The organism is Dethiosulfatibacter aminovorans DSM 17477 (assembly GCF_900142005.1).
Lineage (GTDB): Bacteria > Bacillota > Clostridia > Tissierellales > Dethiosulfatibacteraceae > Dethiosulfatibacter > Dethiosulfatibacter aminovorans.
This window is the reverse complement of record NZ_FQZL01000004.1, coordinates 67751-84132: the sequence shown is the minus strand read 5'-3', so window position 1 is coordinate 84132 and position 16382 is coordinate 67751. Positions and strand designations below refer to the sequence as shown.

Genomic DNA, 16382 nt, shown 5'->3' with positions numbered 1-16382 from the left:
TGAATTTATACTATATATAATAACTAAAGAGGTGATTCAATGAAGCTGACAGTAAGAGAAGCAATGAAATTCAATCAATTATCAAAGCTTCAGCTTATTGCGGGAAGATCGGGTCTTGACAGGGAAATCAGATCGGTTGGATTTCTTGATTATGAATCATTGGATGAATTGAGTGGGAATTTTCAAAAAGGTGATTTTATATTAACCAGTTTTTACAACATGAAGGACAGGCATGATTTATTGATTGAATACTTGATGAAATTCAATGAAATGGAAATAGCCGGAATAGCTGTAAAAAAGGCTGTTTTCAAGGGCTTTCCAGATGAGATAGTTGAATATTGCAATAAAAATGGAATGCCCCTGTTCATGTGCGACCAGGAAGTATGGTTTGACAGCATTATTATGGAAATAGTCAATTATCTGAAAAACGACGAGAATAATGACTATTTGGCATCCAAGATATACAGTATCTTGAACTCTGACTTGAGCAGGGAATTGATGGAAAAAATTTCTCTGGAAATCAATCCGAGTTTTAGAGACATAGTTAGGGTTCTATACTTTGGCAATCTTGAAAATCCGAAACACATAATGTCCACAATAAATAACGGACCTTATAGAAAATTGACAACGAGAGCGTTGGTCTTTGAGAAAGGTGTCCTTATAATACTATCTGACAAGAAAGATCCTGCAGCAGATAAATTTTTGTCGAAATTCAATTTCATATTGAACGGATATTTTTGCGGCATAAGTGAAAGCTACAACTTGTACGACATAAATATGGCTATTAGAGAGGCCTTGTATACATACCAGCTTCAAGATTTGACAAAGGATAAACAGATGGCTTTTGAAGATATTGGCATATATAAAATTATAAAACCCTTGGAAAAGAATAGATGGTTCAGGAAGTTCGCTGACAGCATACTGGAGCCTATTCTTGAGTATGACAGGGAATACGACGGCAACTTAATGGAAACGGCCGTTTCCTTTGTAGTGAACCAGGGTGATTTTAGAAAGACTTCAAATGAACTGTTTCATCATATAAATACCATAAGATACAGAATATCAAAGATATACGAAATCACCAGGATTGAGGGAGCGAGAACCGGAAATTACGAGCAGCTTGCCATTTCTATATATTATTATATAAGCAAAAATCCTGTTGCCGATATCTTGTCAGAAGAGGTTGAGAGATAAAGTTTTACTAAAGCCTTTTAAGTTTTCAAAATCACATGATTTTTTGAGTATGGCCTACACTGCAGGGACTTGAGTCAAGATCTCCCTGCATTTTTATTTTATGCGTTTTTGTCGATTAATTATCGACGTATGGGGAGTATGATGCGGGTATTAATATTTAATAAAAGGGAGGACTAACTTATATGAAAAACAAAAATTATGAAATTACATCAAAGAGGATTTGGGATGGAAGGGTGGATTCTGTTGATAACTTCTACGCCTTCAGGTGGCATCAGTGGATAACTCTCATGGATTTGGAAGAGGACAATCTGCCGTCAAATCTTGAGGGAATAGGCTTCATAGGATTTTGTTCCGACGAGGGAGTGAGGAAGAATCTTGGAAGGACGGGTACGGCCAATGGACCGGACACTATAAGGGAAGCCCTTGCAAACCTGCCATGCTACTTCACCCAGGATTTCAGGCTATATGACTTCGGGAACATATACTGCCATGATATGGAGCTTGAAGATTGTCAAAAAATGCTGTCCGGGGCAGTAGAAAGGATTCTTGAAACGGGTCTCTATCCCGTCGTACTGGGAGGAGGCCATGATGTAGCCTTTGGCCACTACTGCGGACTTTTCAACCATTATGAAGACGGGAATAAGGATCCACGAATAGGAATAATCAACTTTGATGCCCACTTGGACATGAGACCCTATCCCAAGGGGAGCAGTTCAGGAACAATGTTCAGGCAGATAGGAGACATGCTGAAGGACAGGGACTATGACTTCAACTACCTCTGTCTTGGAGTACAGAAGAGGGGTAATACCATAGACCTCTTCAGGACTGCAAATGAATACGGTGCAAAATACATATATGCAAGGGACCTGCTGGACATGGACATGTGGAAACTAATGGAGGAAATGGATACCTTCATACAAAGATCGGACAGGATATACATGACAATTTGTTCAGATGTGTTCTCCTCGGGATTTGCCCCGGGAGTAAGCGCAGCCCAGCCCCTGGGAATAGAGCCTGAGAGGGTCATTAAGATTATGAAGCACATCATAAAGTCTGGAAAGAATGTGAGTTTCGATATTGCGGAAGTGTCGCCGAGATTCGACCAGGACCACATAACCGCAAGGCTTGCATCCACCCTTATATTTGCCGTTGTAAACTCAGTTGCCGAACTGAAGGGAATGGATGCAGGGGTGTAAACCTAGATGTCCAGATAATAAAAGTCTTCCTTGTCAATTTTGTTGAAGCCCATTTTCATGAGATAGTTGTGGTGTTCAACATGCTTGGCAGAAGCAGTAATCCTTGATATCCCCTTTTCCTTGAAGAAGGGGATATTTTCCTTATATATGAACTGTCCGGTCTTGAAATCCCTGTAAGCCGGTATGACAAAATCAAGATCAACTTCCAGTATGTTGTCCTTCTTCCTGCCTATGAAGATTCCAGCAGTTACCATGTCTCTCAATATGTAAAAGCCTATGGAATCTTCAGTATGTGAAAACTCGTCAGCAATGAAGAATTTCTGTATTTCCCTTTTGTTGTACTCCATGAATCTTTTGTAGAATTCTGAATTCATATCCAGTGGAAGGATTTCGAATTTTTCCTTGGCACCATATATTCTGCTCAAGTAGTAGGAGTTGATTCCAACTATTCCCAGGTTCATTATCATTACCGGGATAGAGCCGATCAGGTATCCATATGCGGCAAAGATTAAAGAGCCGGCAAGATTTATCCATCTCAGCTTTATTATTGAACTCATGAGCAGAGATACAAGAATTATTGCTGATGCAATATAGCCTATCCATTCGATTATTAGACCGCTCATTTCTCCACCCTCGCAACGAATTCAAATCTCTCGTTGTCGGGACCAAGGAAGAATATCAGCTTTGCTGAACCCACAACTTTAACGTCGGAAAATTCTATTCCTCTTTCCGTTAGCATTTCCATCTTTTCCTCAAGGGAGTCTACCTTGAAGGCTATATGCTCTATGGGACCCATTTCTCTTTCCCTGTTTTTTTTCTTTCCTATGAGTTCGATTATGGTTCCACCCACTTCCAAGAAGACTATTCTGCTTCTGGGATATGAGTGGTCTTTAAGAATTTTGGCTTCCAGTATATTTTTGTAAAAGTCCAGTGACCTTTCCATGTCCAGTACCTTTATTCCGATATGTCCAAATTTCATATATAATATTCCTCCTTATTCGGGTACTGTTCTAGATACAAATCCAAACTACCCTTAATAGAACACTGATTCATATTTATATTATATAGCATTGATGAGAATATAGACAGTTGAAAGATTGCTCAATTGCAGTATAAATGTTTAGAAGCGTATTAATAAACCAGCTGATAGGATAGTTTTGTCAGCTGGTTCATGTACATGTTTGGATATAATGGTTTAGTGCATGACAACCTAGATATTATAATACTTGTCCAGTATCTTCATCACTTCGTCTATCTTTTCCTCTTCCTTGTCTTCGTTCTTGAAGGCTGTTTTTATGCATCCGTCTATGTGAGCCTTGAGGATTTCGTGGTTGGCCTTCTTGAGAATGGCCTGTACTGCAAGAACTTGTGTTGAGATGTCCACGCAGTACCTGTCTTCGTCAACCATCCTCATTATTCCTTCTATTTGTCCCTTTGAAGTTTTAAGGTATCTCATTATTCTCTTCTTGTCCGCTTTCATGGCATCACCTAATGCGTAAACTCTTTTACTTTGTAGCCGGCTTCGTCAATGAGTCTTGCAATCAGATTCTCATCCACTTCCTTGTAGAATTCGACTACAGCCTTATTCTCAGCAAGTATGACTTCGGCGTTTTTTACACCGTCTATTTCGCTGAGAACATTCTCTACCCTCATTTTGCAGTGGCCGCAGCTCATTCCTTCAATGAATATTTCCTTTTTCATAATGTCGCCTCCTGTGTTTTTATTTTCTTCATCTATGACTGTATCCAATATTTGTTCTTCTTTCTCTGATTTTATGATTTTAGGCTTGAATCCTTTAAGTCTCAAGGCATTTGAAACAACCGATACTGAGCTGAAGCTCATGGCACCTGCTGCGAACATTGGATTCAGTTTCCATCCAAGTATGGAGAAGAAAACTCCTGCTGCCAGAGGTATGCCTATGGTGTTGTAGAAGAATGCCCAGAAAAGGTTCTGTTTTATGTTCTTTATTACTGCACTGCTCAGCTGTACCGCCGATACGGCATCCAGCAAGTCGCTTTTCATGAGTACGACATCAGCCGACTCTATGGCTACGTCGGTTCCTGCTCCTATGGCTATTCCTACATCGGCTCTAGCAAGGGCCGGTGCGTCGTTTATGCCGTCACCGACCATTGCAACGGTCTTTCCTTCTCCCTGCAGATTCCTGATCTCTTTTTCCTTGTCTGCAGGCATGACCTCTGCTATGGCCTTGTCTGCTCCAACTTCTCTTCTGATGGCCTCCGCTGTCAGTCTGTTGTCGCCGGTGAGCATTACCACGTCTATTCCCATTTTCTTAAATGTGGAAATTGCCTGTCTGCTTGTGGGTTTAACAGTGTCTGCAGCTGTTATTATTCCCATGAGTTGGAGATCAGCTATGTAAAGTGGTGTCTTTCCTTCGGAACTGAGCCTCTTCTCAAGGTCAGAGTGTGCCGATGTATCTATGCCTGCATCCTTCAAGAGCTTGAGGTTTCCTATGGAAAAGGTCTTGCCTGACAGTTCAGCAACTATTCCTTTACCCGGTATGGCCTTGAATTTTTCGGGTTGGAGCAGCTTCAGATTTCTGTCATTTGCCTCCTTGACCACGGCTTCAGCCAGTGGATGCTCGGATTTTTTTTCTATGGATGCAGCAATTTGTAGAAGCTTGTCCTCATCTATGCCGTTGAATGTGAATATGTCCTTGACCTTAGGCTTTCCTGTGGTTATCGTTCCCGTCTTGTCCATTACTATGGTGTCTATTTTGTGGGCTATCTCAAGCGCTTCACCTGATTTTATTAGTATTCCGTTTTCTGCTCCCTTGCCTGTCCCCACCATTATTGCTGTAGGTGTCGCAAGACCAAGTGCGCATGGGCACGAAATGACCAAGACTGCGATTCCTATGGATAAAGCAAATTCAAATGAATATCCAAGCAGCAGCCATGTTACGGTTGCTACCAGTGATATCATCAAGACAGTCGGAACGAATATGGAACTTATCTTGTCCGCCAGTTTGGCTATGGGTGCCTTGGTGGATTGGGCCTCTTCAACCAGAGCTATTATCTGCGACAGGGTGGTGTCCTTTCCAACCTTGTCGGCCTCGAACTTGAAGAAGCCTGTCTTGTTGATGCTTCCGGAAATAACACGGTCTCCGATTTTTTTCTCAACGGGTATGCTTTCGCCTGTGAGCATTGACTCGTCCACCGATGAATGCCCCTCCGTCATGGTGCCGTCTGCCGGTACCATGCCTCCAGGCTTGACTATTACGATATCTCCTGCAGTCAATTCCTCTACAGGTATTTCGCCTTCTATCCCATTTCTTTCCACAAGAGCTGTCTTTGGAGTAAGGTCCATGAGCTTCTTAATAGCTTCGGAAGTCCTTCCCTTGGCTCTGGATTCCAGGAATTTACCGAAGGTTATGAGTGTAAGTATGACTCCGGCAGATTCGAAGTACAGATCATGAGCGTACTTCATGACAAGCTGGCTGTCGTCAGCACCCAACCCGTATCCTATCCTGTAGATGGCGAAGATTCCGTATATAAGTGCCGCGGAAGTACCTACTGCTATGAGGGAATCCATGTTAGGGGATCTCTTCAGCAGTGTCTTGAATCCCACCTTGTAGAATTTGCTGTTGATTATAGCCACTGGCATTGCCAGCAGAAACTGTGTGAATGCAAGGTTCATTGCATTCTTGTATCCCATGAATACTCCCGGTAGGGGAAGTTCCATCATGTGACCCATTGACAGATAGAAGAGGGGTATTGTGAATATGAGGGATATTATCAGCCTCTTCTTCATATTGAGGTATTCTTCCTCGGCAGGATTTGTCCTTGTTTCCGTTTTTGCTGCTCCATTGTAATGGGTGGTTGCGCCGTATCCAGCATTTTCTACTGCCTTTATTATTTCTTCCCTGGAAAGTATGCTTTCGTCATAGGATATGTTCATATTGTTCTGCAGCAGGTTGACCGAGATGCCGTCCACTCCTTCAAGTTTCTTGACACTTTTTTCAACGGCAAGGGAACATGCCGCGCAGGTCATTCCTGTCACATCGTATTTTTCTTTTTTCATAATTGCCTCCTACACCCCACCCCCAGGGGGTATAATTAATTATAACATCTTATCATTAAAGCGTCAATTTAGAGAAGATTAATAGATGGAAAAATATGCTATTTAGATATTGTTGATATAACTATGATGTAATTTTGTAGAGATAAATCAAGGGGTGGAGATTGAAGATTTTAAGAAAGAGCGGCTAGATAGATATATTTAGAGGAATTGTTTGAAAGTGAAAATTGAGCAAAAGGTATTTCGTCTGCCGCCCGAAGTGAACTTGATATTGTATGATATTTAAATTTTAGATTGTTTCTAATTGGCGCAGAAACAGCACCTGTTCAATTTTTCCAAGTGGGCAACTCCGGCAATTGTAGTTCCGTAGAATATTACTTCCTTGTCGAGATTGATAAAATCAACTACCGTGCCGTTTGCGACTGTACTTCCTGTAACAAGAATGATGTCGGCCCAGTCAACGACGGAAGAAAAAGCTTTTTCGCCGTCTTCCACGACAATGCCGTACTTGTTTGTCCCTATATTGTTTTTGTCAAGGTCGAGAATCCTGAGTTCAAATGATTCCGACAGTTTTTCAAGCATTGAAGGCTGATAACCCACCAAACCTATTTTTACATCGCCGTATTTTTCCTTTAGGTAGTCAAGGTATTTACCGGAACAAATTTCCGGCTCCTCATTTTTGCAGTGTATGGTTCTGTCAATCAATCCAAGATACTTCATTGTGGCATTCAGCACGGATATGAATATTGCCCTGTTCTTGTTGAAGCTCAGGTCAAGTGATGCAACATCCTTGAGGGTGCCTTTGAATTTGCTCGGTGCATTTGTGAATGACTGGCCTATGCATTCCTTGAAATATGCATTCATCAACACTTCCTTGCCTGTTAGAATGGGGTAATCCTTCCTTGATGTATGTCCAATTGCCTCTTCGGGTTTCAATGCCCTTGTTTCAATTATTATTGATTCGTTTTCAAGATTGTTGCTCTTGACTAATTCCTTGAATTTTTTATTTAGATTTGAATAAAACTCCATTTTTTCCTCCTGTTAGTTTTATATGGCCTTTTTACAGAACTTCAGCTGGTTAAGTAAAAAAGACCTGGGCTTGTTTATGAATTCTTTCTTCGTTTCCGTTTTTATAAGTTCTCCTGCAGTCATGACACCGATTTTATCTGCCAGGAAAAAAGCTTCATCAAGATCATGTGTTACATGAATGATTGTTATTCCGGAATTCCTGTGGACTCTTTGAAGCTCGTTCATCAACAGTTCCTTGTTCAGATGGTCAAGAGAGCTTAGCGGTTCATCCAAGAAGAGTATTCCTGGAGAAATAATCAAGGCTCTGGCCAAGGCTACCCTCTGCTGCTCTCCGCCGCTTAAATTTGCCGGATATCTGTCCAGAAGGTGTTCGATGCGGAATAAATCCATAAGCTTTCCTAGTTCACTCTTAATGGTTTCATTGCTCTTCTTTCTGATGCGCAGTCCGAATGTGATGTTATCCCTTACGGTCATGCGGGGGAAAAGCTCGTAGTTTTGATAAACCAGGCCTATTCCCCTCCTTTCGGGAGACATTTCCAGCAAGTTCCTGCCGTTGAAGAGAACCTGTCCTTTACTTGCCTTGTGGAGCCCTGCTATGGTTTCAAGCATCAGAGTCTTTCCCGACCCGCTGGGCCCCAAGAGGACACAATATTCCTTGTCATCGACTTCAAGGTTAATATTTTTCAGTTTGAAGCCGTTCAACTGCAGGCTTAGGTTTTTTATTTCCAGCATTTGCAATCATCCCTTTCATTGTATTGTATCCCTGTCCAATTGTTCAAATATTACATGAGAAACCATGGACATAATAATCAATATTGACGCTGCTGCCACCGCAAGGTCCAAATCCCCTGTCGACATATTAAGGAATATAGCCATTGGGAGTGTTTCAGTCTTAAACCTTGTAGCCCCGGCAAGCATTAGAACCGCCCCAAATTCACCTAGGCTTCTTGACCACGTTATGACAAGAGCGGAAATCAAATTTTTCTTGCAGGTGGGCAGGGTGACGTGATACAGAGTCATGAACTCGCTGCAGCCCAAGGTTCTTGCTACAAATTCCATTTTTATATCCATTTCATCGAAGGCGTTCTTCAATATCTTTATCATATAAGGCATATTGACGAAAACCTGTGCGGCTATTATGCCTTTGACTGTAAATATGAAGTCCAGACCTATTCCTGACAGCAATTCCCCCATTGCCGTCTTGGAGAAGAACAAAAGAAGTGCGATTCCTGAAGCGAGATGAGGCAAGGACATGGGCAGATATATGAAAAGAAGAAGAAGTCTTTTCATGGGAAATTCATATCTGGACAATCCATATGATGCAGGCAGAGAAAATATCGTGCATATGATGGTTGACCAGAAGGATGTCTTGAAGCTCAGGAATATCGCTGAAATCATTTCTTCATTTTTGAGTGCCGTTTTTAAACTTGCAAGACCCATCTTCAAGAGCAAGGCTATTGGAGTCAAGCTGAAGGCAGCTACAATAATTATGAAGAAAACCATGATTGAAACAAATAGTATTTCACGTTTTTCTTTTGCTCTTTCAGGACTAGTCATTTTCTACGGCAGGGAATCCGTATTTCTCAAAAATTGCCTTACCCTTCCCTGAAGATACAAATTCAATAAACTCATTGGACACCCCTGTATTTTCAGAACTGGTCAATGTGCATACAGGTATGATTTCTATTGAATTCAATTCCACCGGTATCTCTATAATCTCGATACCTTCCATGTGGGATGCAAGATCCTTGGTGATTATTGACGCATCGGCATCCTCCATTTCAAGGTGGATTGCCAGTTCATTGACGGTTGCGGTTTTTGCGACAACATTGTCGTTGATTCCTGTCAATCCCGTTTTGGTTATTATTCTCTGGGCAGCCTTTCCGACGGCATTGGCCTTTTCGTCTCCGAGAACAATCTTCACTCCCTGTTTCGTCATGTCCTCCAGTGATTGTATATTGGCCGGATTACCTTCAGGGACACCGATTACGGGAACATGATAGGCCACCTGCAAGCAGGGTAGAACCAGACCCTTATTATCTGCAGAGTTGTATGAATCCATGGAACCGGAAATGAAGACATCTCCTTTTCCGCTGATTTCAATCTGTGACAAGAGCTGCGCCGAACCACCGAATATATATTCAACCATTATTCCGGTTTCATCTTCAAACATCTCTCCAATTTCAGCCATGGGTTTTTTCAATCCAGCGCCGCTGTATACAAGGAGACTTGTTTCTTCAGTGGAAGCATCTGCCAGCTGGATCTCTTCAGTCTGCTGGTTGCCTTCAGTCTGACTGCCGGTACTGCTGCCTGAAGTACAGGCTGATACCGTCAATAAAAGAAATAAGGTTGCGATACTGCATATGAATTTTGTAAATTTTTCCATAGGCCCCTCCTGGCTGCGTTGCATTCGGAATGCAACTGGTTTTGTAATATGAAAAGAGTCTTTTGAGAATTTAGACGAAAATGCTTACGCAGAAAATGAATAATATTCGCCTATGAGCTAACGTAAATGTTTGATAACTCCAAATATGTTTGTCATTATGTGTTTTGGGTAATATATCATAAATTAATAAATATTTCAACTGTTATTTTTATGCATTTCATGGATATTGAAGTTTATATTTGATGAAAATGCGATGTTTTACGAAATGGTAACATTTTCATGAAATATGGAAATTTTTTTGATTTTATTTTAGAAAATCATTATCCTGATTCAATAAATTAATAAGGGGAATTTGGCAGATGAGGATGGACAGGTGCATTCATAAAACTGGATTTTGAGCGAATGTTCGTGAAAAGGTTTTCGCTGAGGGCGCTTTCATTGATTCCATTGACAGCTCATCGACTTTGCTATATAATCCATTTAGGACATGGGGGCCGGTGAACCGGCTGAGATAGAACTGATACTGTTCTTACCATTTACCTGATCTGGATAATGCCAGCGTAGGGAGATTCGATAAAGAAATATAAACCTACAATTAATGGCTGCCATCAGGCAGTCTTTTTGTTTTAAGGAGGAGAACTAAATGGCAAACATCAATGTAAGTCTACAGATACTTCCGAAGATTCCGGGAGTTGACGACATATACCCGGCAGTGGACAAGGTAATAGAGCTAATTGCCAGCAAGGGAGTGAAGTACGAGGTGGGTCCAATGGAAACCACAATGGAGGGAGATCTTCACGAGCTGCTTGGTATTGTGGAGGAGGCTCAGGAACTTTGTGTCAAGGAAGGGGCCATAAGGGTAGTGTCCATAGTGAAGATTGACTATGCTCCGGAGGGAGTGACAATGGATGAAAAGATTCATAAATACAGATAAGAAAAGATACGTGGGATATTCGGACAAGATATATCTCAACAAGACTGTGACGGCTCTATTTTATATCATGCTTATCATGGTATGGCAGATTCTGGTCGACCAGATGGAGGTGCCGGATTGGATTCTTCCGTCACCGGTAGTAATCCTTAGGGAGTTTATAAATTCCTTTCCACTGTTATTGAAGCATGGAAGAGTTACTATAATTGAAGTGCTGGGTGGATTTGCAATATCTCTGGTTCTGGGAACGGTACTGTCCATATTGATGGATAAATACAGGCTCATAAAGGACCTTTTCTATCCATTTATGATTATAACCCAGACGGTTCCATTAATGGCCCTTGCACCCCTGTTGATGGTTTGGTTCGGATTTGGACTTACTCCGAAGATCATAGTGGTAGTACTGGTTTGCTTCTTTCCCATTGCCGTGAGCCTGACAGAGGGTCTTTCTTCAGTGGATGGAGAGCTCATAGACCTTATGAGGTCCATGAATGCTACGGAGAACCAGATATTTTTCAAGTGCAAGCTTCCTGCAGCCATGCCTTCATTCTTTGCAGGCCTAAGGATAGCGGCTACCTATAGTGTCATGGGTGCCGTGATTTCCGAATGGGTTGGAGCACAGGAAGGACTTGGAATATTCATGACAAGGGTCATGAAATCATACAGGATACCTGCATTGTTTGCAGACATTGTGTTTATAATTATAATGACACTGATATTTGTCGCAGTCATTGATTTTTGCGGCAAGAAACTCATGCCTTGGAGAAAGGCAAAATAAAGAATATAGAAATATAGAGGAGAAAGAAATGAAAAGATTTTTAGCATTGGTTTTGGCGTTAATGATGGTATTTGCAATGGCCGGATGTCAGCCGGCACAGGAAACACAGGAACCTGCAGAAGAGGCAGAGCAGCCTGAAGAGGCGCAACTTGAGAAGGTTGTATTCACCCTCGACTGGTTCCCTAATACTAACCACACTGGTATCTATGTAGCAAAGGAAAAGGGATATTTCGAGGAAATGGGTCTTGACGTTGAGATCATACAGCCAAGTACGACTGCTGAACAGCTTGTGGCATCGGATTCCGCACAATTCGGTATCAGCTACCAGGAGGCAGTTACCTTCGCAAGAGCAGAGGGAATACCTATTGTTTCAATTGCAGCAGTTATCCAGCACAATACATCAGGATTCATGTCAACAAGCGACAAGGGAATCACTTCTCCTGCCGACTTCGAAGGAAAGAAATATGGCGGCTGGGGTTCGCCTGTTGAAATGGCAACTATTAAATACTTGATGGACCAGGTAGGAGCGGATTCCGAGAAGGTTGAAGTTGTTACCATTGGAGATGTTGATTTCTTTGCGGCAAGCGAATCCGGAGATGTTGACTTCGCATGGGTATTTGAGGGATGGTCTGTAATTGAGGCAGGACAGAAAGGCTTTGATGTAAACTATGTAGACCTTGGAAAGGAAGCTGAAGTATTCGACTACTACACTCCTGTGATCATAACCAGCGAAAAGAACATAGAAGAAAAGCCGGAGCTTGTTGAAAACTTCATGAAGGCAGCAGCTATGGGGTATGAGTTTGCAATAGAAAACCCGGAAGAAGCAGCAGCAGCTCTTATGGCAGGAGCTCCCGAGCTTAACGAAGAGCTTGTAATTGAAAGCCAGAAATTCCTTGCAGACAAGTACGCTGCAGACGCCGAGTATTGGGGATACCAGGATGCAGCCGTATGGGACAGATACACAGCATGGCTTCTTGAGAATGAATTCATATCAAACGATGTTGAATCTGAAAAGGCATTTACTAATGAATTTTTGAAGTAAGAAGCTGCAAAAAAAAGAGAATTTTGATTGGTGGTTATATGAAGAGCAGAGTCCTTCTAAAAAATGTTTCAAAGACTTATTTCATGGACAATGGAGAAAAGCTTGAAACGCTGAACAATATAAATATTGAACTTGGAGACAATGAGTTTGTTTCCATAATAGGTCCCAGCGGATGCGGTAAGAGCACCATATTCAGGCTTATTACTGGTTTGGAGGGAAGCTTTTCCGGTGATATCTTCATTAACGATGTGGAAGTTGAAAAATCCGGTGAGACTGTAAGTTATATGCAGCAGAAGGATCTTCTCATGCCCTGGAGGAAGATAATTGATAATGTAATCCTTCCCCTGGAACTTAGGGGTGAAGGAAGGAAGGACAGCATAAAGACTGCCATGGAGCATCTGCCGGAGTTCGGTCTTGAAGGCTTTGAGAATTCCTATCCGGACCAGCTTTCAGGAGGCATGAGGCAGAGGGCTGCCCTTCTCAGGACTTTTCTCATTGGAAGTCCCATTATGCTTCTTGACGAACCCTTCGGAGCCCTTGATGCAATTACAAGGTCCGACATGCAGGAATGGCTTCTCAAGGTATGGCAACAGAACCGAAAGTCCGTCCTTTTCATTACCCATGATATAGACGAGGCAATATATTTATCCGACAGGGTATATGTGCTGAGCAATCGTCCTGGACACATAATCCACGAACTGAAGGTTGATTTTGACAGACCCAGGGACAAGGAGATACTCCTTACGGAGAAGTACCTTGATTACAAGAAGCAGTTGACAGAAAAGCTTAATCATTAGATACTATACTCAGGTATAGATGTTGAACATAAATGTTGGACACGGGGCATACCCGTGTCCTTTTAGATATGTTGAGAAGGGAGAGCGTTGTGATAGACAAAAAAAGTATTGAAAAGAATGCAATAGAGAGATTCTCCAGGGAACAGGACGACAAGTGGAAGAAAGAGGCGGAAAGTCTTCTTGAAGACCAGAAGAAGATGGAGAAGATGCTTAAAAGAGCGGAGAAGAAGCTGGACGAGAGGAAGAAAGGGCCATTAAGGAAGCTTTTTGACAGCATAAACTACATGATTTTGATGATAAATGATTATGCTTCAGGAGAATACAGGGAGATTCCCTATGGGTCCATAATCATGGCTACAGCAGCAGTCATTTATTTCGTAATGCCCTTTGATTTTGTGCCTGATTTCATAGCAGGTCTGGGTTTTATTGATGATTTGGCCATTATAACCCTGGTTTTGAAGCAAGTTGAGGCGGATCTTGAGAAGTACAAGGACTGGAGGGAGAAACGGAAGTCATCTGCCTTAGAACAGATAGAACAGACATAAATATGGATAACAACAGCGCACTCCATTAGGAATGCGCTGTCTTGTTATCATATATAGATATTAAAAGCAAGTGCCGTGCCAATATTTTATGCGTGTCTATTAATTGTTGAATAGCTGATTTAAAGCGCTTTTTCAAGAAGTTCCACGGAACGCTTTGCCTTTCTGGCCGCACCGTAGCTGAACTCCACATGGTCTTCCTGGCTTGTTTTGGTAGTTATGGAGTCTGCAGTTGCAGGCATTACAAGTTGGTCAAGCTTGTTTATTATGTTTAGTACATAGGACTTGTCTTCATGACTGTTGTTTCTGTACATCCACTTGCACATATCTGAAACGAGAACGGTGACAAGATCCATCATATACCCTATCTGAGTGTTGGAGCAGTTGCATCCCATGACGGGTTCGTAGTTATTGCCATCTGTTTTGAACAGAAGAGGATTGTCGCAGGATACGTTGTTTTCCTTGTTCAGGTTCAGCTTTATTAGATTCATTGAATTTTTCAGCGAATGGTATAGGGTAGCCTCCGTTTTTTCAATATCACTCGACATATCGTCGAATATCCTTTCCAGCTTGTTAAAAGTGAGAATTGCAATGGCTTGGGTCATAGTCGACCCGTTCATGAGGGCCAGAACCTCCTTGCACTCAAGGTCGAAGGTTTCCTCGATACCGGCTTTTTTGAACGCTTCCCTGGCACTTGTCATTGTTCCGTCGGAAAAGGCTTTAGCTTCCTCCAGACCGGCTACAAACATAGTGTTCTGGGACAGGGGTGACAAATCGCTGAGACCTGTGGATCCAAGCTCGTAAACAACAGGGGACAACCCTGAGTTGAACAGCTCAAGAAGCCTTTCGATAAGCTCGACACGCACAGCCGAATAGCTTCTTGCAAGGACATTTGCCCTCAGGAGAAGTGAAGCTCTGGTTATTTCAGGTTCGATAGCCTTTCCCAGAGCCACCGCATGGGGATAGGGTATCGTCTTGTTCCATCTTTTGTGCTCCTCCGGTGACAATACGGTATCTTTCATGTTTCCCAGTCCTGTATTGATGCCGTAGATGACAGGCGGATCACCTTCAAGCCACCTGTCGATCTGGCTTCTGCTGTCTTTGCACATCTCCCTGGCTTTCTCGTCAAGAATTACTTCAATATCCTCATTTAAAGCCTTCATGACATCTTCTACAGTAAGGTCGTATCCGTTAATATACAGTTTATCCATCTTAATCCCCCTATTTGAGTTTTCCCGTTGACTCTTCAACGGCTGCAATAAGCTCTCCGGTAAATATCAATCTGTCCATTTCCTGAAGCTCAGGAGTTATATATCTGTTTTCCCTGACAGTATGAATATTTTCCCTGATTTTACTGTAGGCGGCACCGGTACCCTTCCCGAAGTCCATATGGGGAAGCTTGGATTTGACTATATCCATTCCCTGGCATGACATGAACATCTCTATGGAAATTATTTTTGAAAGATGGCCTGTTCCTTCAACTGTTCGTAATGCTGAATCAAGAGGCAGAGAGCTGTTCATGGAACAGTCTATGTTGGACCTGGTTGGAATCGACAGGGACTTAAGTTCTCCCAGAACGGCCGTAGCAATTGCATGGGTCACTGCAAATCCGTAGTTGTATCCCGGGTCATGGTACACCATGTTTGGGGGAAGCCCGTAGGAAAGTTGATATCCGTTGAGTCTGAAGGAGCGCCTTTCGGATATGTTTCCAAGGTCAGAAAGTGCTGCCATGGTCAGGTCCAGGGCATATCTAAGCTGTTCAGGAAGATAAGTGCCTTCATCGACAGCAAGTTTAAGTGTGTCCTTCAGATAGCAGAACACATCTCTTGCTCCACCGTGGGTTTGTGGTGCAGACCTGTAGGATATTGCATCCTGACATCTGGGGTGGTCGTCGTATCCGTACTGGTATCGTCCCTCATCTTCTGTGAAATTGCTGCCTTCCAGTAACCTTAATGTGTTTTCAGCGGAATTGTACTGCTGGACAAACTGTTTTCCTTCGCTGTGGAGTCTAAGGTCAAAGGCTCCCTTTTCTCCCCTTATGGCTTCAAGGTTTAGGGAAAGACCCAGGTCTGCAGCCTTTGAAATTTCCATGGCTCTTACATATGTATAGATGCCGAAGGATATTGGCAGAATTTTGTGGAGCAAAGATGATGGGTCCATGATTTCAAGATCCTTTTCCTTTAGGAACTTCTCAAAGAAGAGTACAATTTCCATTTCAACACTCAATGACAGGGGAAGTTGAGGAAGGGTTCCTTCTGTAAGTTTCACAAGTGAATCATGTTTGGTTGTCTCTTTTGTACTGTCTGCAAGAAGATGCAATATGATTCTTGTGATTGATTCAGGGTAGTGCGATTCCATGAGTGTTTTTTCACATGTTACCAGTGACGAGAGAAAATTAAAATCGATAAGCTTTTTCATATACTGCTCCTTTATTTTATTCATAAATCAGGCA

17 protein-coding genes and 1 riboswitch are annotated in these 16382 nt (G+C 42.3%); of the genes, 7 read left to right on the top strand and 10 right to left on the bottom strand.

The features are described 5' to 3' along the window. The first annotated feature begins 39 nt into the window (after positions 1–39). Together BUB05_RS00370 and hutG are read left to right on the top strand one after the other, a co-directional pair. On the top strand, positions 40–1194 hold the full coding sequence (locus BUB05_RS00370; RefSeq protein ID WP_073045422.1) for a PucR family transcriptional regulator: 1155 nt from the start codon (positions 40–42) through the stop codon (positions 1192–1194). A gap of 182 nt (positions 1195–1376) precedes the next feature. Beyond that, a complete protein-coding gene (hutG, locus tag BUB05_RS00365) occupies positions 1377–2390 on the top strand; it encodes a formimidoylglutamase (RefSeq protein ID WP_073045420.1) in 1014 nt (337 codons plus the stop codon). Positions 2391–2392: 2 nt separating this feature from the next. On the opposite strand, the gene BUB05_RS00360 is transcribed toward hutG, so the two are convergent. From BUB05_RS00360 to modA, 8 genes are all read right to left on the bottom strand, one after another. After that, positions 2393–3013, bottom strand: a complete 621-nt coding sequence (locus BUB05_RS00360; protein WP_073045418.1) for a hypothetical protein — start codon at positions 3011–3013, stop codon at positions 2393–2395. Beyond that, the gene (locus BUB05_RS00355; RefSeq protein ID WP_073045416.1) at positions 3010–3369 is read right to left on the bottom strand and encodes a VOC family protein; all 360 of its coding nucleotides are present in this window, start codon (positions 3367–3369) and stop codon (positions 3010–3012) included. The genes BUB05_RS00360 and BUB05_RS00355 overlap by 4 nt, the downstream gene beginning before the upstream one ends. A gap of 231 nt (positions 3370–3600) precedes the next feature. Continuing rightward, the gene (locus BUB05_RS00350; protein ID WP_073045414.1) at positions 3601–3870 is read right to left on the bottom strand and encodes a metal-sensing transcriptional repressor; all 270 of its coding nucleotides are present in this window, start codon (positions 3868–3870) and stop codon (positions 3601–3603) included. An 8-nt stretch (positions 3871–3878) separates the two neighbouring features. After that, a complete protein-coding gene (locus tag BUB05_RS00345) occupies positions 3879–6428 on the bottom strand; it encodes a heavy metal translocating P-type ATPase (RefSeq protein WP_073045412.1) in 2550 nt (849 codons plus the stop codon). Between the two features lie 297 nt (positions 6429–6725). Continuing rightward, positions 6726–7454: a Rossmann-like domain-containing protein gene (locus BUB05_RS00340; RefSeq protein WP_073045409.1), complete on the bottom strand. Its 729-nt coding sequence runs from the start codon at positions 7452–7454 to the stop codon at positions 6726–6728. An 18-nt stretch (positions 7455–7472) separates the two neighbouring features. Continuing rightward, on the bottom strand, positions 7473–8186 hold the full coding sequence (locus BUB05_RS00335) for an ABC transporter ATP-binding protein (protein WP_073045407.1): 714 nt from the start codon (positions 8184–8186) through the stop codon (positions 7473–7475). A gap of 15 nt (positions 8187–8201) precedes the next feature. Then, positions 8202–9011, bottom strand: coding sequence for an ABC transporter permease (locus tag BUB05_RS00330; RefSeq protein ID WP_073045405.1), 810 nt, complete (start codon positions 9009–9011; stop codon positions 8202–8204). After that, on the bottom strand, positions 9004–9840 hold the full coding sequence (gene modA / locus BUB05_RS00325) for a molybdate ABC transporter substrate-binding protein (RefSeq protein WP_073045403.1): 837 nt from the start codon (positions 9838–9840) through the stop codon (positions 9004–9006). The genes BUB05_RS00330 and modA overlap by 8 nt, the downstream gene beginning before the upstream one ends. Before the next feature lie 477 nt (positions 9841–10317). After that, positions 10318–10425, top strand: a riboswitch (TPP riboswitch). Between the two features lie 58 nt (positions 10426–10483). Between modA and BUB05_RS00320 the strand changes: the two genes are divergently transcribed. The 5 genes from BUB05_RS00320 to BUB05_RS00300 all read left to right on the top strand — a co-directional run bounded on the left by BUB05_RS00320 (position 10484) and on the right by BUB05_RS00300 (position 13933). Continuing rightward, a complete protein-coding gene (locus tag BUB05_RS00320) occupies positions 10484–10774 on the top strand; it encodes a thiamine-binding protein (protein ID WP_073045401.1) in 291 nt (96 codons plus the stop codon). Further along, positions 10749–11549, top strand: a complete 801-nt coding sequence (locus BUB05_RS00315; protein WP_073045399.1) for an ABC transporter permease — start codon at positions 10749–10751, stop codon at positions 11547–11549. The genes BUB05_RS00320 and BUB05_RS00315 overlap by 26 nt, the downstream gene beginning before the upstream one ends. Positions 11550–11577: 28 nt before the next feature. Next, the gene (locus BUB05_RS00310; protein WP_073045397.1) at positions 11578–12591 is read left to right on the top strand and encodes an ABC transporter substrate-binding protein; all 1014 of its coding nucleotides are present in this window, start codon (positions 11578–11580) and stop codon (positions 12589–12591) included. Positions 12592–12629: 38 nt separating this feature from the next. Next, positions 12630–13388, top strand: coding sequence for an ABC transporter ATP-binding protein (locus BUB05_RS00305; RefSeq protein ID WP_073045395.1), 759 nt, complete (start codon positions 12630–12632; stop codon positions 13386–13388). A gap of 89 nt (positions 13389–13477) precedes the next feature. After that, a complete protein-coding gene (locus BUB05_RS00300; RefSeq protein WP_175548484.1) occupies positions 13478–13933 on the top strand; it encodes a YkvA family protein in 456 nt (151 codons plus the stop codon). A gap of 119 nt (positions 13934–14052) precedes the next feature. On the opposite strand, the gene BUB05_RS00295 is transcribed toward BUB05_RS00300, so the two are convergent. Beyond that, positions 14053–15141, bottom strand: a complete 1089-nt coding sequence (locus BUB05_RS00295) for an aromatic amino acid lyase (protein WP_073045393.1) — start codon at positions 15139–15141, stop codon at positions 14053–14055. A 10-nt stretch (positions 15142–15151) separates the two neighbouring features. Next, positions 15152–16348: an aromatic amino acid lyase gene (locus BUB05_RS00290; protein WP_073045391.1), complete on the bottom strand. Its 1197-nt coding sequence runs from the start codon at positions 16346–16348 to the stop codon at positions 15152–15154. Between the last annotated feature and the right edge of the window lie 34 nt (positions 16349–16382).

Coding starts and splice junctions, on each gene's coding strand:
- BUB05_RS00370 (WP_073045422.1), top strand. CDS start 40: ATGAAGCTGACAGTAAGAGAAGCAATGAAATTCAATCAATTATCAAAG.
- hutG (WP_073045420.1), top strand. CDS start 1,377: ATGAAAAACAAAAATTATGAAATTACATCAAAGAGGATTTGGGATGGA.
- BUB05_RS00360 (WP_073045418.1), bottom strand. CDS start 3,013: ATGAGCGGTCTAATAATCGAATGGATAGGCTATATTGCATCAGCAATA.
- BUB05_RS00355 (WP_073045416.1), bottom strand. CDS start 3,369: ATGAAATTTGGACATATCGGAATAAAGGTACTGGACATGGAAAGGTCA.
- BUB05_RS00350 (WP_073045414.1), bottom strand. CDS start 3,870: ATGAAAGCGGACAAGAAGAGAATAATGAGATACCTTAAAACTTCAAAG.
- BUB05_RS00345 (WP_073045412.1), bottom strand. CDS start 6,428: ATGAAAAAAGAAAAATACGATGTGACAGGAATGACCTGCGCGGCATGT.
- BUB05_RS00340 (WP_073045409.1), bottom strand. CDS start 7,454: ATGGAGTTTTATTCAAATCTAAATAAAAAATTCAAGGAATTAGTCAAG.
- BUB05_RS00335 (WP_073045407.1), bottom strand. CDS start 8,186: ATGCTGGAAATAAAAAACCTAAGCCTGCAGTTGAACGGCTTCAAACTG.
- BUB05_RS00330 (WP_073045405.1), bottom strand. CDS start 9,011: ATGACTAGTCCTGAAAGAGCAAAAGAAAAACGTGAAATACTATTTGTT.
- modA (WP_073045403.1), bottom strand. CDS start 9,840: ATGGAAAAATTTACAAAATTCATATGCAGTATCGCAACCTTATTTCTT.
- BUB05_RS00320 (WP_073045401.1), top strand. CDS start 10,484: ATGGCAAACATCAATGTAAGTCTACAGATACTTCCGAAGATTCCGGGA.
- BUB05_RS00315 (WP_073045399.1), top strand. CDS start 10,749: ATGAAAAGATTCATAAATACAGATAAGAAAAGATACGTGGGATATTCG.
- BUB05_RS00310 (WP_073045397.1), top strand. CDS start 11,578: ATGAAAAGATTTTTAGCATTGGTTTTGGCGTTAATGATGGTATTTGCA.
- BUB05_RS00305 (WP_073045395.1), top strand. CDS start 12,630: ATGAAGAGCAGAGTCCTTCTAAAAAATGTTTCAAAGACTTATTTCATG.
- BUB05_RS00295 (WP_073045393.1), bottom strand. CDS start 15,141: ATGGATAAACTGTATATTAACGGATACGACCTTACTGTAGAAGATGTC.
- BUB05_RS00290 (WP_073045391.1), bottom strand. CDS start 16,348: ATGAAAAAGCTTATCGATTTTAATTTTCTCTCGTCACTGGTAACATGT.